This is a genomic window from Stenotrophomonas sp. YJH_SMC_106-19, from assembly GCF_059368375.1.
In genome coordinates this window covers 43924-61703 of the sequence record NZ_JCAFRQ010000006.1, presented here as the reverse complement: position 1 = coordinate 61703, position 17780 = coordinate 43924, and the positions used below count along the sequence as shown (strand labels likewise).

The 17780-nt window shown below is 65.2% G+C and carries 13 protein-coding genes; all 13 read left to right on the top strand.

From position 1 onward, the window contains the following. Window positions 1-239: 239 nt before the first annotated feature. The 13 genes from AC5P5M_RS15895 (at window position 240) to AC5P5M_RS15835 (ending at window position 17711) form a co-directional block, all read left to right on the top strand. Window positions 240-476 (top strand): HP1242/YdcH family protein, encoded by a 237-nt coding sequence (locus AC5P5M_RS15895; RefSeq protein WP_053516987.1) that lies wholly within the window; start codon window positions 240-242, stop codon window positions 474-476. A 304-nt stretch (window positions 477-780) separates the two neighbouring features. After that, window positions 781-2151, top strand: coding sequence for a pyridoxal-phosphate dependent enzyme (locus AC5P5M_RS15890; protein WP_053516986.1), 1371 nt, complete (start codon window positions 781-783; stop codon window positions 2149-2151). Window positions 2152-2274: 123 nt separating this feature from the next. Next, window positions 2275-3447 (top strand): cystathionine gamma-synthase, encoded by a 1173-nt coding sequence (locus AC5P5M_RS15885; protein WP_253120224.1) that lies wholly within the window; start codon window positions 2275-2277, stop codon window positions 3445-3447. 8 nt (window positions 3448-3455) lie between these two features. Continuing rightward, window positions 3456-4754, top strand: coding sequence for a glycosyltransferase family 4 protein (locus tag AC5P5M_RS15880; protein ID WP_495206134.1), 1299 nt, complete (start codon window positions 3456-3458; stop codon window positions 4752-4754). A 37-nt stretch (window positions 4755-4791) separates the two neighbouring features. Continuing rightward, window positions 4792-5586 (top strand): ABC transporter permease, encoded by a 795-nt coding sequence (locus AC5P5M_RS15875; protein ID WP_111186692.1) that lies wholly within the window; start codon window positions 4792-4794, stop codon window positions 5584-5586. Next, complete coding sequence (locus tag AC5P5M_RS15870) at window positions 5583-6845, top strand: ABC transporter ATP-binding protein (RefSeq protein WP_053516984.1); 1263 nt, start codon at window positions 5583-5585, stop codon at window positions 6843-6845. Before AC5P5M_RS15875 ends, AC5P5M_RS15870 begins: the two co-directional genes overlap by 4 nt. Before the next feature lie 9 nt (window positions 6846-6854). Continuing rightward, window positions 6855-8276 (top strand): FkbM family methyltransferase, encoded by a 1422-nt coding sequence (locus AC5P5M_RS15865; protein ID WP_253120230.1) that lies wholly within the window; start codon window positions 6855-6857, stop codon window positions 8274-8276. Then, complete coding sequence (locus AC5P5M_RS15860) at window positions 8273-11953, top strand: glycosyltransferase (RefSeq protein WP_495206133.1); 3681 nt, start codon at window positions 8273-8275, stop codon at window positions 11951-11953. Before AC5P5M_RS15865 ends, AC5P5M_RS15860 begins: the two co-directional genes overlap by 4 nt. Further along, entirely contained in the window at window positions 11950-12984 is a 1035-nt protein-coding gene (gmd, locus tag AC5P5M_RS15855; RefSeq protein WP_053516980.1) for a GDP-mannose 4,6-dehydratase, read from the top strand. The genes AC5P5M_RS15860 and gmd overlap by 4 nt, the downstream gene beginning before the upstream one ends. Next, window positions 12968-13870 (top strand): GDP-mannose 4,6-dehydratase, encoded by a 903-nt coding sequence (locus AC5P5M_RS15850; RefSeq protein WP_053516979.1) that lies wholly within the window; start codon window positions 12968-12970, stop codon window positions 13868-13870. The genes gmd and AC5P5M_RS15850 overlap by 17 nt, the downstream gene beginning before the upstream one ends. Window positions 13871-13964: 94 nt before the next feature. Continuing rightward, complete coding sequence (locus tag AC5P5M_RS15845) at window positions 13965-16163, top strand: hypothetical protein (RefSeq protein WP_253120235.1); 2199 nt, start codon at window positions 13965-13967, stop codon at window positions 16161-16163. Window positions 16164-16224: 61 nt separating this feature from the next. Beyond that, window positions 16225-16572, top strand: a complete 348-nt coding sequence (locus AC5P5M_RS15840) for an EamA family transporter (RefSeq protein WP_053516976.1) — start codon at window positions 16225-16227, stop codon at window positions 16570-16572. Between the two features lie 2 nt (window positions 16573-16574). Then, entirely contained in the window at window positions 16575-17711 is a 1137-nt protein-coding gene (locus AC5P5M_RS15835; protein ID WP_445393882.1) for a glycosyltransferase family 4 protein, read from the top strand. Window positions 17712-17780: the final 69 nt, after the last annotated feature.

Here is a 17780-nt window from a genome sequence, read left to right as displayed (position 1 = left end):
TCTTGTACCCCGCCCGGAGCAGGCGTAGGGTCAATCGTCCGGGACGCAATGCCGCGGACCGGACGATGGGAGGGCCGGGCCGATGCAAGCAGGGCGCGAACCGCAGCAGACCGACGTGCGCAGGCCAGTGCCGCAGGTCGTTGTGCGCACCCATGCAGCCATCGAACGGCGCTCCTCCATGAACAACGCCCCGTGCCTTGCGGCCGGGGCGTTCGCGTATCTGTCGAAGGAGGTCCATCATGTTTGAAGATCAGCCCCAGAGCGAGATCGACGCACGTCGCGCGCGTGATCCGGAGTTCAGGGCACTCCATGACCAGCACCGCAAGTTGAACAAGAAGTGCATGGACGCGGAGTTGGGTGTACTCCCGATCGATGATGTCACCCTGGGTCGCATGAAGCGTGAGAAGCTGCTGGCCAAGCAACGACTTCTGCGAATGTACGAAACACCGCTCCCAACGACGTCCGCCACGCTGTGACGCACCTCGTCGCGCCCGGAGCGGCGTGACCCGGCCACAGAAGGCCCGGCCAGGCGCTCGCGCCCTGGCGTCGCGGTACCGCCGATGACGGCGGCCGCGCCAAGGCACCACAGGCGGTGGTGCCTTGGCCCGCACGTCCCTGTCTCATCGATGCGGACGGTACCGGTCTCCTCGTCGATCCGGGGCCGTCCGCATCCCCTTTCCGGCAGCGTCACGCCCATGCCCGGACTGACCTGACTTTCAGCGCCATCCGTCGGATAATCATCTGTCCGGCCCTGTGTGGCGCGAACCGAAAGTCCTGCGAATGCCCATCCATTCTTCCGTCCTCGAACTCATTGGCCAGACCCCGATCGTCAAGGCCCAGCGCCTGGACACCGGTGTCTGCGAGCTCTATCTGAAGCTCGAGAACGCCAACCCGGGTGGATCGATCAAGGATCGCATCGGCCTGTCGATGATCGAGGCAGCGGAGAAGCGCGGGGACCTGAAGCCGGGCGCGACGCTGGTCGAGGGCACCGCGGGCAACACCGGACTGGGCCTGGCCCTGGTCGCCCAGCAGAAGGGCTACAAGTTGATCCTGGTTGTTCCCGACAAGATGAGCCGGGAAAAGATCTTCAATCTGAAGGCGATGGGCGCTGAAGTGCGTCTGACCCGCTCGGACGTGGCCAAGGGCCACCCGGAGTACTACCAGGACCTGGCAAAGACCATCGCCGAGCAGACGCCGGGCGCCTACTTCATCAACCAGTTCGGCAACCCCGACAATCCGGCCGCCCACGAATTCGGCACCGGCCCGGAGATCCTGGAGCAGATGGGCGGCGATCTGGACGCCATCGTGTTCGGCTGCGGCAGCTCGGGCACCATGACCGGCCTGTCGCGCGCCTTCGCCACGCTGTCGCCGAAGACCGAGCTGGTGCTGGCCGACCCGGTCGGGTCGATCCTGGCCGAGTACATCAATGATGGCGTGCTCAATGACAAGTCGGGCAGCTGGCTGGTGGAAGGCATCGGCGAGGATTTCCTGCCCTCGATCTCCGATTTCAGCCGTGTCACCAAGGCCTATGCCATCAGCGACGCCGAGAGCTTCCACACCGCACGCGAACTGCTGGGCAAGGAAGGCATCCTCGGTGGCTCCTCCACGGGTACCCTGCTCGCCGCCGCACTGAAGTACTGCCGCGAGCAGACCACGCCGAAGAAGGTGCTGGTGCTGGTGTGCGACACCGGCAACAAGTACCTGTCGAAGATGTACAACGACTACTGGATGCTGGACAACGGCTTCCTCGAGCGCCCGCAGCACGGCGACCTGCGCGACCTGATCCTGCGCCCGTACGGCCAGCGCGACACCGTCGTGATCGGCCCGAATGATCTGTTGACCACCGCCTACCAGCGGATGAAGCTGTACGACGTCTCGCAGCTGCCGGTGATGGAGGGCGACCAGCTGGTCGGCATCGTCGATGAAAGCGACGTACTGCTGCATGTCTACGGCGACGAGGCGCGCTTCCGGGATCCGGTGGCCACGGCCATGGTCAGCAAGCTGGACCGGCTGGACGTGAAGTCGCCGATCGAAGCCCTGCTGCCCGTCTTCGATCGTGGCCAGGTGGCGATCGTCATGGACGGCAATGCCTTCCTCGGCCTGATCACCCGGATCGATCTGCTCAACTACCTGCGGCGTCGCGTTCAGTAACGCGAAGATCGCAGACGATCGCAGCTGAATTCACGTTTATTCGCGTCAAAGGTTGTTAAGGCCGCGCTGATAGACTTCCGCTCCTTCGACGGCACCGTCCACCGGTGCCCATCAGGAATCAACATGTCCAACGCTTCTTCCCAGGATCGCGCGCTCGCCCTGGCCACCCTGGCCATCCACGGCGGCCAGTCGCCCGATCCGAGCACCGGTGCGGTGATGCCGCCGATCTACGCCACCTCGACCTATGCGCAGTCCAGCCCGGGCGAGCACCAGGGCTTCGAATACTCGCGTACGCACAATCCGACCCGCTTTGCCTATGAGCGCTGCGTCGCCTCGCTGGAGGGGGGAACCCGCGGTTTCGCCTTTGCTTCCGGCATGGCCGCCAGCTCGACCGTGATCGAACTGCTGGACGCCGGCAGCCACGTGGTGGCGATGGATGACATCTATGGCGGCAGCTTCCGCCTGTTCGAGCGCGTGCGCCGTCGTACCGCCGGGCTGGACTTCAGCTTCGTCGATCTGACCGACCTGGCCGCGTTCGAGGCTGCGATCACGCCGGCCACGCGCATGGTGTGGATCGAAACCCCGACCAACCCGATGCTGAAGATCGTGGACATCGCCGCGGTCGCCGCCATCGCCAAGCGCCACGGCCTGATCGTGGTGGTGGACAACACATTCGCCTCACCGATGCTGCAGCGTCCGCTGGAACTGGGTGCGGATCTGGTCCTGCACTCGGCCACGAAGTACCTCAACGGGCATTCGGACATGGTCGGCGGCATGGTCGTGGTCGGCGACAACACCGAACTGGCCGAGCAGATGGCGTTCCTGCAGAACTCGGTGGGGGGCGTGCAGGGGCCGTTCGACAGCTTCCTGGCCCTGCGTGGCCTGAAGACCCTGCCGCTGCGCATGAAGGCGCACTGCGCCAATGCGCTGGCCCTGGCCCAATGGCTGGAAAAGCACCCGGCGGTGGACAAGGTGATCTACCCCGGCCTGGCCTCGCACCCGCAGCACGACCTGGCGACCCGCCAGATGGGCGGCTACGGCGGCATCGTCTCGATCGTCCTCAAGGGCGGTTTCGAGGCGGCCAAGCGCTTCTGCGAGAAGACCGAGCTGTTCACCCTGGCCGAATCGCTCGGCGGCGTGGAGAGCCTGGTCAACCATCCTGCCGTGATGACCCATGCGTCGATCCCGGTCGCGCGCCGCGAGCAGCTGGGCATCAGCGATGCGCTGGTGCGCCTGAGCGTGGGGGTGGAAGACCTGGGCGACCTGCAGCTGGACCTGGAACGGGCGCTGGGTTGAGCCGCACCATGGCCAGCAACGACGAAAGCAGGGGAGGGAGGCGGGCGCCACGTCGCATCGTCCACGCCCTGCGCGCCCGCCTGGGCGGGCTGCGCCGTTGGTGGCTTGCCCGCGGACTGGAGCAGGCACGTTTCCCCACGCTGCCCGCACCGGCCGCTGGCGACGCGCGCGGTGAAGCGCTGGTCTTCCCGCCGACAGATCCCACCCTGGGGCCCGGCGTCAATCTGTACGGCTACATCCACGGCCAGTTCGGCCTGGGGCAGACGGCACGGATGTATGCCCGGGCCCTGCTGGGTGAGGGATATCCGGTTGCGGTGAACGATGCCGCCCTCCGCATCCCGCATGCGTGCAATGACCACAGCCTGTCCGGCCAGCTCGGACGGGGCGCGCCCTATCCCTTCAACCTGGTATTCGTGAATCCGGACCTGTTCGGTGAACTGGCGCCCCGCCTGCCGCGCGATACCTACACCATCGCGTTCTGGTTCTGGGAACTGGATACCGTGCCGGCCGCATGGCAGCGAACGCTGGAGCAGGTCGACGAAGTCTGGGTCTCCACCCGCTTCGTCGAGGATGCCTTCCGGCGCGCGACCCGCAAGCCGGTGGTGCGCATTCCGCATCCGATCGTGCCGCAGCCCGGCGCGGACCTGTCCCGGTCCAGCTTCGGCCTGGACGACGACGCGTTCGTGTTCCTGTGCAGCTTCGACTTCAATTCGTCGATCCACCGCAAGAATCCGTGGGCGGTGCTGGCGGCGTTCCGCGCGGCCTTCGATGGCGCACCGGACAACGTGCAGCTGGTGATGAAGTGCAGCAACGGCTTCCGCCATCCGCAGCGGCTGCGCGAGCTGATGCAGCAGGCTGCCGGCGATCCGCGCATCCTGGTACGCGACCAGGTGCTCGACGATGCGCAGCTGCACGCATTGCAGGAAACTGCCGATGCCTATGTCTCGCTGCACCGCGCGGAAGGGCTGGGGCTCGGACTGGCCGAGAGCATGGCCCGTGGCAAGCCGGTGATCGCCACCGCCTGGTCGGGCAATCTCGATTTCATGAACGAGGGCAACAGCTGCCTGGTGCCGTTCCGCACGGTGCCGATCCGCCCGGGGGAGTATCCCTTCGCCGATGGCGGCACCTGGGCCGAGGCCGACGTGCCGGCCGCGGCAGCGTGGATGCGCCGGCTCGCCCGTGAACCGGGCCTGGCGCAGCGGATCGGCGTGCAGGCACGCAGCGACATCCTGGAAACCATGAGCCTGCAGGCCGCCGCAACGGCCATGCGCGCTCGATTGCAGTCTTTGGAACGACACGACCGATGAACCCAAGAACCACCACCACCGGGCACGAGGATTGGACATGCTGGGTATGCTGAAAGCCCTGTGGAACTACCGCTATTTCATTTTTTCCTCGATCAAGAACGAGCTGCGGCTGCGCTTCATCCGCAGCCGCCTGGGCGCCCTGTGGATGATCATCCACCCGCTGATGCAGGTGCTGATCTTCGCCACGATCCTGTCCGAGGTGCTGGCCGCCAAGCTGCCGGGCATCGATGACAAGTACGGTTACGCGCTGTACCTGATGTCCGGCACCCTGTGCTGGACGATGTTCTCCGAGACCATCGGCAAGTCGGTGAACCTGTTCGTCGACAGCGGCAACCTGATGAAGAAGATGTCGTTCCCCCGCATCTGCCTGCCGTTCATCGCCGGTGGCACGATGCTGGTCAACAACGTGCTGCTGCTGGTGGCGATCTTCGCGGTGTTCGCGGTGATGGGCCACATGCCAACTGCCGAGGCCCTGTGGCTGCCGGCGCTGATGCTGCTGACGCTGAGTTTCTCGATGGCGCTGGGCCTGCTGCTGGGCGTGCTCAACGTGTTCATGCGCGATATCGGCCAGGTCGTCCCGGTGGTCCTGCAGGCATTGTTCTGGCTGACCCCCATCGTCTACCACATCACCATTCTGCCCGAGCGCGTGCAGGCCATCTTCCGGCTCAACCCGTTGCTGCCGCTGGTTACCAGCTACCAGAACGTGCTGCTGTTCGACAAGCCGCCGGTCTGGGGTGACCTGTTGTGGCTGATGATCGCCACGGTGGTGCTGGCATTGGCTTCGCTGGTGATGTTCCGTCGTGCCAGCCCGGAAATGGTGGATGCGCTATGAGTGGTGAACTGAAGGTCGACAACGTCGGCAAGGCGTATCGCGTCTGGACGAGCGAGTGGCTGCGCGCGGCCCGCTGGTTCGGTGTGCCGACGCGGCCCAAGGAAGAGAACTGGGTGCTGCGCAATGTGTCTTTCACCATCGCGCCCGGCGAAGCCGTGGGCGTGATCGGCCAGAACGGCGCGGGCAAGAGCACCCTGCTCAAGCTCATCACCGGAACCGCCCAGCCCACCGAGGGCCAGGTGACGCGGACCGGCCGCGTTGCGGCGATTCTCGAGCTGGGCATGGGCTTCAACCCCGACCTCACCGGTCGCCAGAACGCGTTCCACTCCGCAGGCCTGATGGGCTACTCGCAGGAGCAGATCGAAGCCGCGATGCCGGAGATCGAGGCCTTCGCCGAAGTGGGCGAGTACTTCGACCAGCCCGTGCGTACCTATTCCAGCGGCATGCAGGTGCGCGTGGCGTTTGCCGTCGCCACTGCATTCACCCCGGACCTGCTGATCGTCGACGAGGCCCTGTCGGTCGGCGACAGCTACTTCCAGCACAAGAGCTTCGACCGCATGCGTCGCTTCCGCGAGGAGGGCACGTCGATCATGCTGGTCTCGCACAGCCTCAGCGACGTGAAGGCACTGTGCGACCGCGCGATCCTGCTGGACAAGGGACGAGTGCTGAAGGATGGCGAGCCGGACGAGGTCATCGATTTCTACAACGCGCTGATCGCGAAGAAGGAAAACGAGACGCTTGCGGTCGAGCAGCGCCGTGGCAAATCCGGCTGGGTGACTACCCGGAGCGGGACCGGCCAGGCCCGCGTGGAATCGCTGCGACTGCTCGATGGCGAAAGCAGCCAGGAGGTCAAGCTGGCAACCGTTGGCCAGAAGCTCCGGCTTGAACTGAAGGCACAGGTCAGTGCCGACCTGCCCAGCCTGGTACTGGGGTTCATGCTGCGCGACAAGCAGGGCCACATCATCTGGGGCAGCAATACCTGGCATACCGGTCAGGTCCAGCGAGATGTACGGGGCGGAGAACAGGTGGTCTACCACCTGGACTTCACCTGTACGCTGGGCCCGGGTTCCTACTCGGTGTCGCCGGCGCTGGTCAGCACCGAAACGCACATGGTCGACAACTTCGAGTGGGTGGACAACCTGCTGGTGTTCGACGTGATGAATGCCGACAGGACCACGTTCATCGGATCGAACTGGCTCGATGCTGCCTTCAGCGTCGAACGCAGCCGCGCATCGGCCGATGGTGTGCAGGCGGACTGACGGACAACCATGTCAAAGCTGATTTCCTACGCGCAGAATTTCGAAGACGTCATGCTCTGGCGCGCGCTGTCACATGTGGACAATGGCTGCTATGTCGATGTGGGCGCACAGAGCCCCGATACCGACTCGGTAAGCCGGATGTTCTACGAGCATGGCTGGCGCGGCGTGCACGTGGAGCCCACGCCGCAGTATGCCAACCTGCTGCGCGATCGCCGGCCGGATGAGGTGGTGCTGCAGGTTGCCGTAAGCGATCAACCCGGGATACTGCAGTTCTTCAACATCGCCGATACCGGCCTGAGCACCACGGATCCGGCCATCGCTGCCGAACATCGGGAGGCGGGCTTCAACGTCTCCGACGTGCGTGTGCCGGCGCTGACGCTGGACACCGTGCTGGAGCAGGTGCCAGCCACTGACATCCACTGGTTGAAGGTCGACGTCGAGGGCGCAGAGGAACTGGTGCTGCGCGGCTGGCAGCGCGATACCCGCTTGCCCTGGCTGGTCGTGGTGGAAAGCACGCGTCCGCTGAGTTCGGAACAATCCCACCAGAGCTGGGAACCGATCCTGCTCGACAAGGGGTACCGGTTCGTCTATTTCGACGGCCTCAACCGGTTCTACGCCAGTGCGCAGCATCCCGAACTGGATGCGGCATTCGAGAGCGGACCCAATGTGTTCGATGATTTCAGTCTGAGTTCGGGCTCGCAGTTCTGCTCGCAGATCAACCTGGCCTATCACGAACTGCAGACGCTGGCGGATCGACGCGAGGTCGAATTGAACGAGCGGATCCAGGATCTGGACGCGGCACTGCAGCGGGCGCAGGAAGAATCCGCCGAGGCAACCGAGCACAACGCCCGTGCAATGGAAAGGCTGCGCAGCGAGCACGAAGGCGCGGTCCGTGCGATGGCAGTGGCCCAGCGGGAACTGGTGAGCAAGCATGAGCGTGAGCGCAGCCTGCTCGACAGGAAGGCGCTGACCGAACTGCACGAGCTGACTGAGCAGGTCACCAAGGGCAAGCACGAGGCCCATCGTTGGTGGTTGGCGCATGAGCAGCTGCGCGCGCAGCTGGATGCGATCGAACGCAGCCGTTCGTGGCAGCTCACGCGGCCGTTCCGGGCCGTGCGCCGACGCCTGTCGTCCAGCGTGCTGGGCCGCATGAAACGTGCGCTGCGGCCGGCGGTCGTGCGCGCGCTGAAGGTCGCCATGGCCGCACCGTGGCTGCGACGCCTGGCCAAGCCCCTGGTTACGCGCATTCCCTTCCTTCACCAGCGCCTGCAGAAGATCGCCATCAGCGAACAGCTGTTCGAGATCGAGCGGGCGCGATTGGCTGCAATGGAGGGCAACGAGCACGAAGTCACTGTCGTCCATCTGGATCGACGGGCCCGGCGCGTGCTGGAAGACCTGAAGCGTTCAAGGAATGAAAGGGCTGCCCGATGAGAGTGCTGATTGACCTGCAGGGTGCACAGACCGAGAGCCGATTCCGGGGCATCGGGCGCTATTCGACCTCGCTGGCGCAAGCGATGGCCCGCAATGCGGGCGACCATGAGATCTGGGTGGCGGTCAACGGCACCTTCCCCGATGGCATCGGCGACATCCGCCAGGCCCTGGATGGCCTGGTCCCGCAGGAACGGATCCGTCAGTTCGATACCTTCAGCCGGGTAGGCTGGCCGAACGCCGCGGATGCGTGGCGGCGTGGTGCATCCGAGCTGATGTGGGAAGCGTTCCTGGATGGCCTCCAGCCCGACTTCATCCACGTATCCAGCCTGTTCGAAGGTTCCCAGGGCGGTGCGGTCGGCTCGATCGGCAAGTTGCCGGGCGTACGGGCGGCGACTGCGCTGACCCTTTATGACCTGATTCCGCTGCTCAATCCCGACGTCTATCTGGCATCGGACTGGGTCGGGTCCTGGTACATGGACAAGGTCGAGTCGCTCAAGCGCGCCGACCTGCTGCTGTCGATCTCCCAGCACGCGCGGCAGGAGGCATTGCAGGCGTTGGATATCGATCCGGCGCGTGTGGTCAACATCTCCTCGGCAATCTCGCCGCACTTCGTGCCGATGGCCATCGGCGAACGCGAGCAGACCCTGTTCCGCGAGCGCTTCGGCCTGCGTGGCCGCTACGTGATGTACAGCGGGGCAATGGAGCCGCGCAAGAATGCAGAGGGTCTGCTGCGGGCATTCTCCCTGATGGATCCTGCCGTACGTGCGTCGACGCAGCTGGTCATCGCCGGCAAAGTGTCCGAGCACGACCGCCGCAATTTCGATGCGCTGGCAGCGCAGCTCGGCGTCAGCAACCAGGTGGTGTTCACCGGCTATATCACCGACGAAGAGCTGATCGCGCTGTACAGCGCGACGGCGGCCTTCGTGTTCCCCTCGTTGCATGAAGGCTTTGGCCTGCCCGCGCTGGAGGCCATGTCCTGCGGAGCACCGACCATTGGCTCAGGCACGACCAGCATCCCCGAGGTGATCGGTCGTGAAGATGCGTTGTTCGATCCAACGGAGCCTGCTTCGATCGCCCGCTCCATGCAGAACGTCTTGACTGACACCGCATTCGCCGACTCCCTGCGTGCCCATGCCCCCCTGCAGGCGGCGAAGTTCTCGTGGGACAATTCGGCCAAGGCCGCGCTGCAGGCCATGGAAGCGGTCGCATCGCGTCGTGCGCCACGCGATCGCCGCTGGGTCGCCGCGTCGCCTGCACTCGACGCCGGCTACCGTACCCTGGTCCAGGCGGTGGGTGGGCTGGACGTCGGCTGCGAGCCGGAACCCTTCGAACTGCAGCAGGCGGCAGCGCTGATCTCCTCCGGAATGGCGGCCAACGAGGCGCTCGCACGCGGCGGTGAACTGCCCGCGTCGCTGTCCTGGCGCGTGGAAGGTCCATTCGACAGCAGCTACAGCCTGGCCCTGGTGAACCGTTGCCTCGCGGAAGCATTGGCCGACCGTGGCCACCACGTGGGTCTGCATTCGACCGAAGGCCCGGGTGATTTCGATCCGTCACCGCAGTTCCTTGCGCGCAATCCGCGCGTGGCGGCGCTGCATGCTGCCGTGGCCGCGATCCCGGCCGACCAGGCCGATGTGACCAGCCGACTGCTGTATCCGCCACGGGTTGCCGATGCACGCGCAAGGATGAACCTGTTGCACGCCTATCCCTGGGAGGAGAGCGGTTTTCCGCAGGAGTGGGTCGAGGAGTTCAATGACAGCCTGCAGGGGATCTCCTGCGTTTCGCATCATGTCGAGAAGATCATGGTGGATAACGGCGTGTCGGTTCCCCTTGGCATCTGCTGGAACGGCGTGGATCACTGGGAGCAGATTGTTGCCGATGCGACCTATCCGGTGCCGGGCAGGGGGTTCCGCTTCCTCCACGTGTCCTCGTGCTTCCCGCGCAAGGGCGTGGACGCGATGCTTCTGGCCTATGGCAAGGCGTTCAGCGCCGCCGACGATGTCAGCCTCGTCATCAAGACCTTCGCCAATCCACACAATGAAGTGCATCGCTGGCTGGCTGACGCACGCCGCGACAACCCGGATTATCCGGACGTGCACATCATCGAGGAGGACGTGAGCGACGCCCAGCTCAAGCATCTGTACGCGAGCTGCAACGCGCTGCTGGCGCCGAGCCGGGCTGAAGGCTTTGGCCTGCCATTGGCCGAAGCGATGCTGGGCGGCCTGCCGGTGATCACCACCAACTGGGGGGGGCAGCTGGATTTCTGCAGCGAAGAAACCGCCTGGATGGTGGATTACCGCTTCGTTCCGGCGCAGACCCACTTCAATCTGCGCAATTCGGTCTGGGCCGAACCCGATGTCGACGCGCTGGCCGCCGCAATGCGTGAGGTGCACGGCGCCGATCCGGCGCGTGTGCGGGACAAGGTCGAGGCCGCGCGGCGACTTCTGAAGTCGCGCTTCACGTGGTCCGATGCCGCGCGGAGACTGGAGCAGGACGTACGCGCGTTCGCGGCGCAGCCGACGCTGCCCGATGCGCGCGTCGGCTGGATCACGACCTGGAATACGCGCTGCGGCGTGGCCAGTTACGCAAGCTATCTCGTGGAGAGCGGCGGAACACCGGTGGCGATCCTGGCGGCCGAGGCCGATGACCGCACGTTCCGCGATGGGCCAGAGGTTGTCCGCTGCTGGCGGCAGGGCGAAGGCGACATGCTTGAGCGGCTGGAACAGCAGATCGAGCGTCTGAAGCTGGACACGCTGATCATCCAGTTCCAGTACGGCTTCTTTGACTTCCCCGCGTTCTCGGCCTTCCTTGAGCGGCAGCAGGCGGCCGGCAGGGGCCTGATCGTGATGATGCATGCAACCGTTGATGCCGCGGAGAATCCGCGCAAGCGGCTGCGCGACCTGGGGCCGGCACTGGCCGGCTGCGATCGCGTGCTGGTGCACTCCATACACGACCTCAACCGTCTCAAGGACATCGGCGTGGAGCGCAACACCGCGATGTTCCCGCACGGCATCCTGGAACCGGCTGAGCCGGCGGCGGCAAACACGGGCGCACGCCTGCGCGTCGTTTCCTACGGTTTCTTCCTGCCGCACAAGGGGTTGCTGGAACTGATCGACGCTGTTGCGTTGATGGTCGCCCAGGGCGTGGACGTCGAACTGGCGATGATCAATGCCGAGTATCCGGTGGATGTCTCGCGGCAGCAGATCGACCAGGCGGTGGCGCGGGTCGTGCAGCATGGCCTGCAGTCGCGTGTGCGGATGGTGACCCGTTTCCTGCGTGACCAGGAGAGCATGCAGGAGCTGGTGCAGGCCGATGTGGTGGTGTTCCCATACCAGGGCACCGGCGAATCCTCCAGCGCGGCAGTCCGCTACGGGCTGGCCTCAGGCCGCCCGGTGGCCGTCACGCCGCTGGCGATCTTCGACAACGTCGGCGACGTCGTTCACCGTCTGCCCGGGACCTCCCCGCCCGATCTTGCGGCCGGTCTGCGGCAACTGCTGCGTGCCAGCCGCGACGGCGATCCAGTGTTGGCCGATGTGCAGCAGCGTGCCGCACAATGGCGCGCCGAACACCGGTATCCTGCGCTGGCCCGCCGTCTGGACTCCATGGCTCGACAGATCCTCCGCACGCGTCGGCAGGCTCTGGCTGCAAATTCACTCAATCATCAGGACGAGAAGCAATGAAGAAGGCAATCATCACAGGCATCACGGGTCAGGACGGCGCCTATCTCACCCAGCTGTTGCTGGAGAAGGGCTATGAAGTGCACGGCACCTACCGCCGCACCAGCTCGGTGAATTTCTGGCGCCTGGATGAGCTGGGCGTGACCAACCACCCGAACCTGCACCTGGTGGAGTACGACCTGACCGACCTCGGCACGTCGCTGGCGATGGTGCAGAAGATCCAGCCGGACGAGATCTACAACCTGGCCGCACAGAGCTTCGTCGGCGTCAGCTTCGACCAGCCGACTACCACCGCGCAGATCACCGGTGTGGGTGCACTGAACCTGCTGGAAGCGATTCGCCTGGTCAATCCGAAGATCCGCTTCTACCAGGCGTCGACCTCGGAAATGTTCGGCAAGGTGCAGGCCGTGCCGCAGGTGGAGGACACCCCGTTCTACCCGCGCAGCCCGTACGGCGTGGCCAAGCTCTACGCGCACTGGATCACCGTCAACTACCGCGAGAGCTACGACATCTTCGGTTCCAGCGGCATCCTGTTCAACCACGAAAGCCCGCTGCGCGGGCGCGAGTTCGTGACCCGCAAGATCACCGACTCGGTTGCCAAGATCAAGCTGGGCCAGCTGGACGTCCTGGAACTGGGCAACCTGGACGCCAAGCGTGACTGGGGCTTCGCCAAGGAGTACGTGGAAGGCATGTGGCGCATGCTGCAGGCCGAGCAGCCGGACACCTTCGTGCTGGCCACCAACCGTACCGAGACCGTGCGCGACTTCGTGGCGATGGCGTTCAAGGGCGCCGGCATCGATGTCGAGTTCAAGGGCAAGGACGTCGACGAAGTCGCGGTGGACACCGCCACCGGCAAGACCGTGATGCGCATCAATCCGAAGTTCCACCGCCCGGCCGAAGTCGATCTGCTGATCGGCAACCCGGAAAAGGCCGAGCGCATCCTTGGCTGGAAGCCGCAGACCAGCCTGGAACAGCTGTGCCAGATGATGGTCGAGGCTGACCTCAAGAGGAACGAGCGTGGCTTCTCGTTCTGAGTTGTCAGGCCAGCGCGTGCTGGTCACGGGGGCGTCCGGGTTCACCGGGCGCTACGTGATCGAACGCCTGCGTGCTGCCGGGTGCGATGTGCATGATCTGCATTCCGGTGACACCGCTACGTCGGTCAATCTGCTCGACCGTGCTGCGCTCAAGCAGCACGTCGCCAGAGTGCGTCCGCAGCGCGTGGTCCATCTGGCTGCGATCTCGTTCGTCGCCCACGGTGATGCCGACGAGATCTACCGGGTCAACGTGGTGGGGACGCGCAATCTGCTGGAAGCGCTGGCGTCCCTGGACGAGGCGCCGAGCAATGTACTGCTGGCCAGCAGTGCCAATGTCTACGGCAACGCGTCCGGCGTGCTCGACGAGCAGGCGCCGCTTTCGCCGCAGAACGACTACGCGGTCAGCAAGATGGCGATGGAGGCCATGGCGGCGCTGTGGATCGATCAGCTTCCGCTGACCCTGGTGCGTCCATTCAACTACACCGGCGTGGGCCAGGACGAGAAGTTCCTGATTCCGAAGATCGTGGCGCACTTCCGCCGCGGTGCCGATGTGATCGAGCTGGGCAACACCGATGTCTCGCGCGATTTCAATGACGTGCGGGGTGTGGCCGCTGCCTACGAAGGCCTGCTGGCACTGCCGGGCAATGGCCAGACCTACAACGTCTGCTCCGGCCAGGAGCATTCGCTGCATGAGGTCATCGAACGCATGCGTGGCATCTCCGGCCGCGACATCGAAGTGAAAGTGAATCCCGCCTTCGTCCGCGCCAACGAGGTCAAGTCGCTGCGTGGTGACAACGGCAAGCTGCGGGCCGCGGTCGGCTCATTGCCGGACTTCGATCTGGGCGAGACGCTTCGTTGGATGTACCAGGCCCGCGCGGAGGCCTGAAAGAGCGCGGGGTCCGCTTCGGCTGATCCCGCCTTCAGTGCAGGGAGAACACGCAGTGCATTATGTCTGGCAACTGATTGCGCCGGTATTGGCGATGTGTCTTGCTGTCATCGGCAGCTCGACCCTGCTGGCCGTCGCCGGCATCCGCGTGAGTCCGCATCTGCGACAGATCGGGCCGGTCCAGGCGTTGCTGCTCGCAAGCGTGTGCGTACTGGCCCTGCTGATGAATGCCAATGCGTGGCTGCCCGGCTACGTGGTGTTTCCCTGTTTCCTGATCAGCGGGGCCGTGGGAGCCCTCGTGGCGCTTCGCCGTGGCTTCGCCGATCCGCTCGCCCATGCGTCGATCTGGGCGTTCACGATCAGTCTGCTTGCGGGCGTTCTGCTGGTCGCATGGTGGAATCTCATGTTCGCCTCCCGGCATCTGTGGATGCTTGAAGGCACCAACCATGATCTGGTGTTCTTCTACGGCGGTGCCAAATGGGCCATGCAACACCCGCTCTGGGTCGAGCAGGCCACGGTGGCCCGCGAGTGGGCGCTGGGGCAATGCGGTCAGGGCATGCAGTTCATCGGCAACGGCTGCATCGTGCAGCGCAATGGGGCGTACAGCCTGTTGGCACTGGCGTCCAGCTTCGTGCCGGAGGCAGGCCCAAACCAGGTGCGGGCGATGATCGGTACCGCCGCACTGTTCCCGGTGCTCGGCATGCTGCCCTCGATGGCAGGCCGCTTCGGCGGCGCGCGTCGCTGGCCGCGGGGAACCGCGGTGGCCTTCCTGCTGGCGGTGCTGTGCATGCTGGGTACCGGCATGATGCTTGCGGTGGTCAACGAGAACATCGGTACGGCGATGGCGGGCGCCCTGCTGATGATGATCGTGCTGTGGGCGCTTACGCCAATGCAGTCGCTGGGTGCAAAGTGGATCATGCTGGGTGCAGCCGCGGGCTGTACCGGCATGGCATACGGCGAAGCGGCGGTGCATGCGTGCATGATCGTGGCCCTGGCCGTACTGGTGACGGCCATGTGGCTGCGTTCTTGGCGGGTGTTCCTGCTGGGCGGCCTGCTGGCGATGCTGGCCTGCGCGATCGTCCTCAACCGGATGCTGCCCGAGCTGATGGCATCCTATGCCCAGGTCAGTGGCATCGTCGCGCAGTCGTCGTGGCCCAGCTGGTACATCCGGCAGCCCTTCTGGGGTTGGTGGCTGTCGGCTCCCTTCGCCGGCCTGTTGATGACCGGCGAACCTGCCGTGAATCCGGAAGCCATCATGCTCGGGCTGGTGCTGATGGCGTCCACTGCATGGCTTTCCATCCGGGAAGGACGCTGGCGGTTCTTCGTCGGCTTGCTGGCAGCCAGCATGGTGCTGGTTGCCTATGTGCAGAGCCATGGCTATCAGTACGGCGAGCACAAGCTGGTGCAGGTGCTCGGGCCGGCATGGGTGGCGCTGTTGAGCTGGCTTCTGCTGCGCCATGCGCGCCGTCGCGGCCGCACAGGTGTGGTACTGCTGCTGATGGCGACGCTGGGGGCGCTGTCGGCGGCCTACGCCGTGCGTTCGCGATCGATCCTGGTCTCGCATGTGCCTTCGGGTATCACCCATGCCCTCTCGGAAGCGATCAGGCTGCCGCAGAAGGGAGATGAGGTTGTCATCGACACGTCCGGGGTCAACGGGCCGGAGCGCTACGTCAAGCAGGACTTTGCTGTGCTGGAGCTGCATCGGCGCGGGGTGCGCGCGCGCATTGCCGACCGTGGCGACGCTCCGGTGGGGTACAGCGATGCCCTGTTAAATGACAGCCTGCGCGGTGCCGAATCACCCGATTGGCTGCTGGTACTCAGGCAGCCCGGGACGGGCCCAGCGCTGCCGCCGGGTACTGCCCCGCTCCTGGAAGATCCCACATTCGCATTGTTCTCGCTGCAGTCCGGTCAGTTGCCGCTGGCCCAGGCGGGTACGGGCTGGCACACCTGCGAACAGGATCACTGCTGGACCCGCGGCGCCTTCAGCCTTGAAACCTTCGTGCCCAAAGGATGTGCGGGCGCACGACTGCAGGTTGATCTGGATCTGCTGCAGCCACCCGCCGAGGGACGTATCCATGTGACCGTCAACGGTGTGGAAGCAGCAACCGTCGACGGGCACCAGGGCGAGGTCAGTCTGCAGCTGGCCGGCGGCAGCTCGGTGGTCGTCCTCGCGCCGGATTGGCCGGTTGCGTCGCCGCAGGCGTTGGGTCTATCAACCGATCCCCGGCCTCTGTTCGCCAACGTGTCCCACGCCCGCATCAGCTGCGGCGTGCCTGCCGAGCCGGCAGAATGACGGTCTTCGCAATCATCCATCGAACAGCGTCGGGCCACGGCCACGGCGCAAGAGGTCTCCCATGCAACTCCTGATCGTCTTCGGCCTGGTCATCCTCGGCGCCTGTGGAACCGTCCTGCTGAAGGTCGGGGCGGGGCGTGTCACCTATTCCGACGGCCTCCTGCCCATGCTGTCGTCTGCGTTCAACCTGCCACTGGTGACCGGCTTCATCCTGCAGATGATCCCGCTGGTGTCGTGGGTGGTGCTGCTCAAGTACATGCCACTGACCAAGCTGCAGCCGATGATCGCCCTGACCTACGTGGTGACACCGGTGCTTGCCGTGCTGTTCCTGGGCGAGCACATCGGCCCACTGCGCATGGCCGGCATCGGCCTGATCGTGCTGGGCGTGGTACTTGTGAGCGCGAGCTGAGCATGAAGATCCTGATCGTCCTGACCTACTACACGCCCTACATGAGCGGGGTGACTGAATTCGCGCGGATGCTCGCCGAGGACCTGTCCCATCGCCACGAGGTCACCGTGCTCACCACCCAGCACGATGCATCCCTGCCGGTGGAAGAGACCATCAACGGCGTGCGCCTGGTGCGCGCACCGGTGTTCGCCCGCATGCACAAAGGCGTCCTGAGCTGGAAGTTCATCACCTGGTTCCGGCGACTGGCGCGGCAGCATGATGTGGTCAACCTGCATATGCCGATGCTGGAATCGGGCCTGCTGTCATTGCTGGTCCCGGCCCGCAAGCTGGTGGTGAACTACCAGTGCGACATGGCCGTGGTGGGTGGACTGCTGGACCGGCTGGCGGTGAACGTCACCCGTGTGTCCTGCTGGCTGGCCACGCGGCGGGCCCGTGATGTCGGGGTACTCACCCATGATTACGCGAGCTCTTCGGCCTGGTTGTCCGGTATCCGTCACAAGCAGCATGAAGTGCTGGCGCCGATGAAGGCGATGCCCTGGCAGGATCGCCCGGCGAGTACCGACGGGGTGTTCCGCTTTGGTTTCGTGGGCCGCTTCGTCGCCGAGAAAGGCCTGCCTGTCCTGCTGGAGGCCTTCAGCCAGGTCCATGCCCTGCATGGCGACCGTGTCCGCCTGGTGCTGGTCGGGGATACCCACAACATCGCCGGCGGCGGCATCATGGATGCCATCCACGGCAGCATCGCCGCGCTGGGGGATGCGGTCGACGTGCGCGGTCGCGTCAGCGAACAGGAACTGCAGGCGTTCTATGCGCAGCTCGATGTGCTGGTACTGCCCAGCGTCAACCGCTATGAAGCGTTCGGCATGGTGCAGCTGGAGGCGATGCTCAGTGGTTCACGGGTGATCGCGTCGAACCTGCCGGGCGTGCGCACCATCGTGCAGAACACCGGCAATGGCGAAGTGGTGCCGGTCGGTGATGCACCGGCACTGGCGGCAGCGATGCTGCGCCTGATGGCCAGCCGCGATGCGGCAAGCCGTGCCGAGGTACGCGCACAGGCACTGCAGGCCTATCCGCTGCGGCGCTTCTACGACCTGCAGGAAGCCATGCTGCTGGATCGTACCGGGCCCGAGCGTCCGGCCTGATCCCACCTGGCCGGGTTGCCAGCGCTGCCTGCGGGCAGCGCTGGCACCGTCATTCCCCGCGCTCGAATG

Coding starts and splice junctions, on each gene's coding strand:
- AC5P5M_RS15895 (WP_053516987.1), top strand. CDS start 240: ATGTTTGAAGATCAGCCCCAGAGCGAGATCGACGCACGTCGCGCGCGT.
- AC5P5M_RS15890 (WP_053516986.1), top strand. CDS start 781: ATGCCCATCCATTCTTCCGTCCTCGAACTCATTGGCCAGACCCCGATC.
- AC5P5M_RS15885 (WP_253120224.1), top strand. CDS start 2,275: ATGTCCAACGCTTCTTCCCAGGATCGCGCGCTCGCCCTGGCCACCCTG.
- AC5P5M_RS15880 (WP_495206134.1), top strand. CDS start 3,456: ATGGCCAGCAACGACGAAAGCAGGGGAGGGAGGCGGGCGCCACGTCGC.
- AC5P5M_RS15875 (WP_111186692.1), top strand. CDS start 4,792: ATGCTGGGTATGCTGAAAGCCCTGTGGAACTACCGCTATTTCATTTTT.
- AC5P5M_RS15870 (WP_053516984.1), top strand. CDS start 5,583: ATGAGTGGTGAACTGAAGGTCGACAACGTCGGCAAGGCGTATCGCGTC.
- AC5P5M_RS15865 (WP_253120230.1), top strand. CDS start 6,855: ATGTCAAAGCTGATTTCCTACGCGCAGAATTTCGAAGACGTCATGCTC.
- AC5P5M_RS15860 (WP_495206133.1), top strand. CDS start 8,273: ATGAGAGTGCTGATTGACCTGCAGGGTGCACAGACCGAGAGCCGATTC.
- gmd (WP_053516980.1), top strand. CDS start 11,950: ATGAAGAAGGCAATCATCACAGGCATCACGGGTCAGGACGGCGCCTAT.
- AC5P5M_RS15845 (WP_253120235.1), top strand. CDS start 13,965: ATGTGTCTTGCTGTCATCGGCAGCTCGACCCTGCTGGCCGTCGCCGGC.
- AC5P5M_RS15840 (WP_053516976.1), top strand. CDS start 16,225: ATGCAACTCCTGATCGTCTTCGGCCTGGTCATCCTCGGCGCCTGTGGA.
- AC5P5M_RS15835 (WP_445393882.1), top strand. CDS start 16,575: ATGAAGATCCTGATCGTCCTGACCTACTACACGCCCTACATGAGCGGG.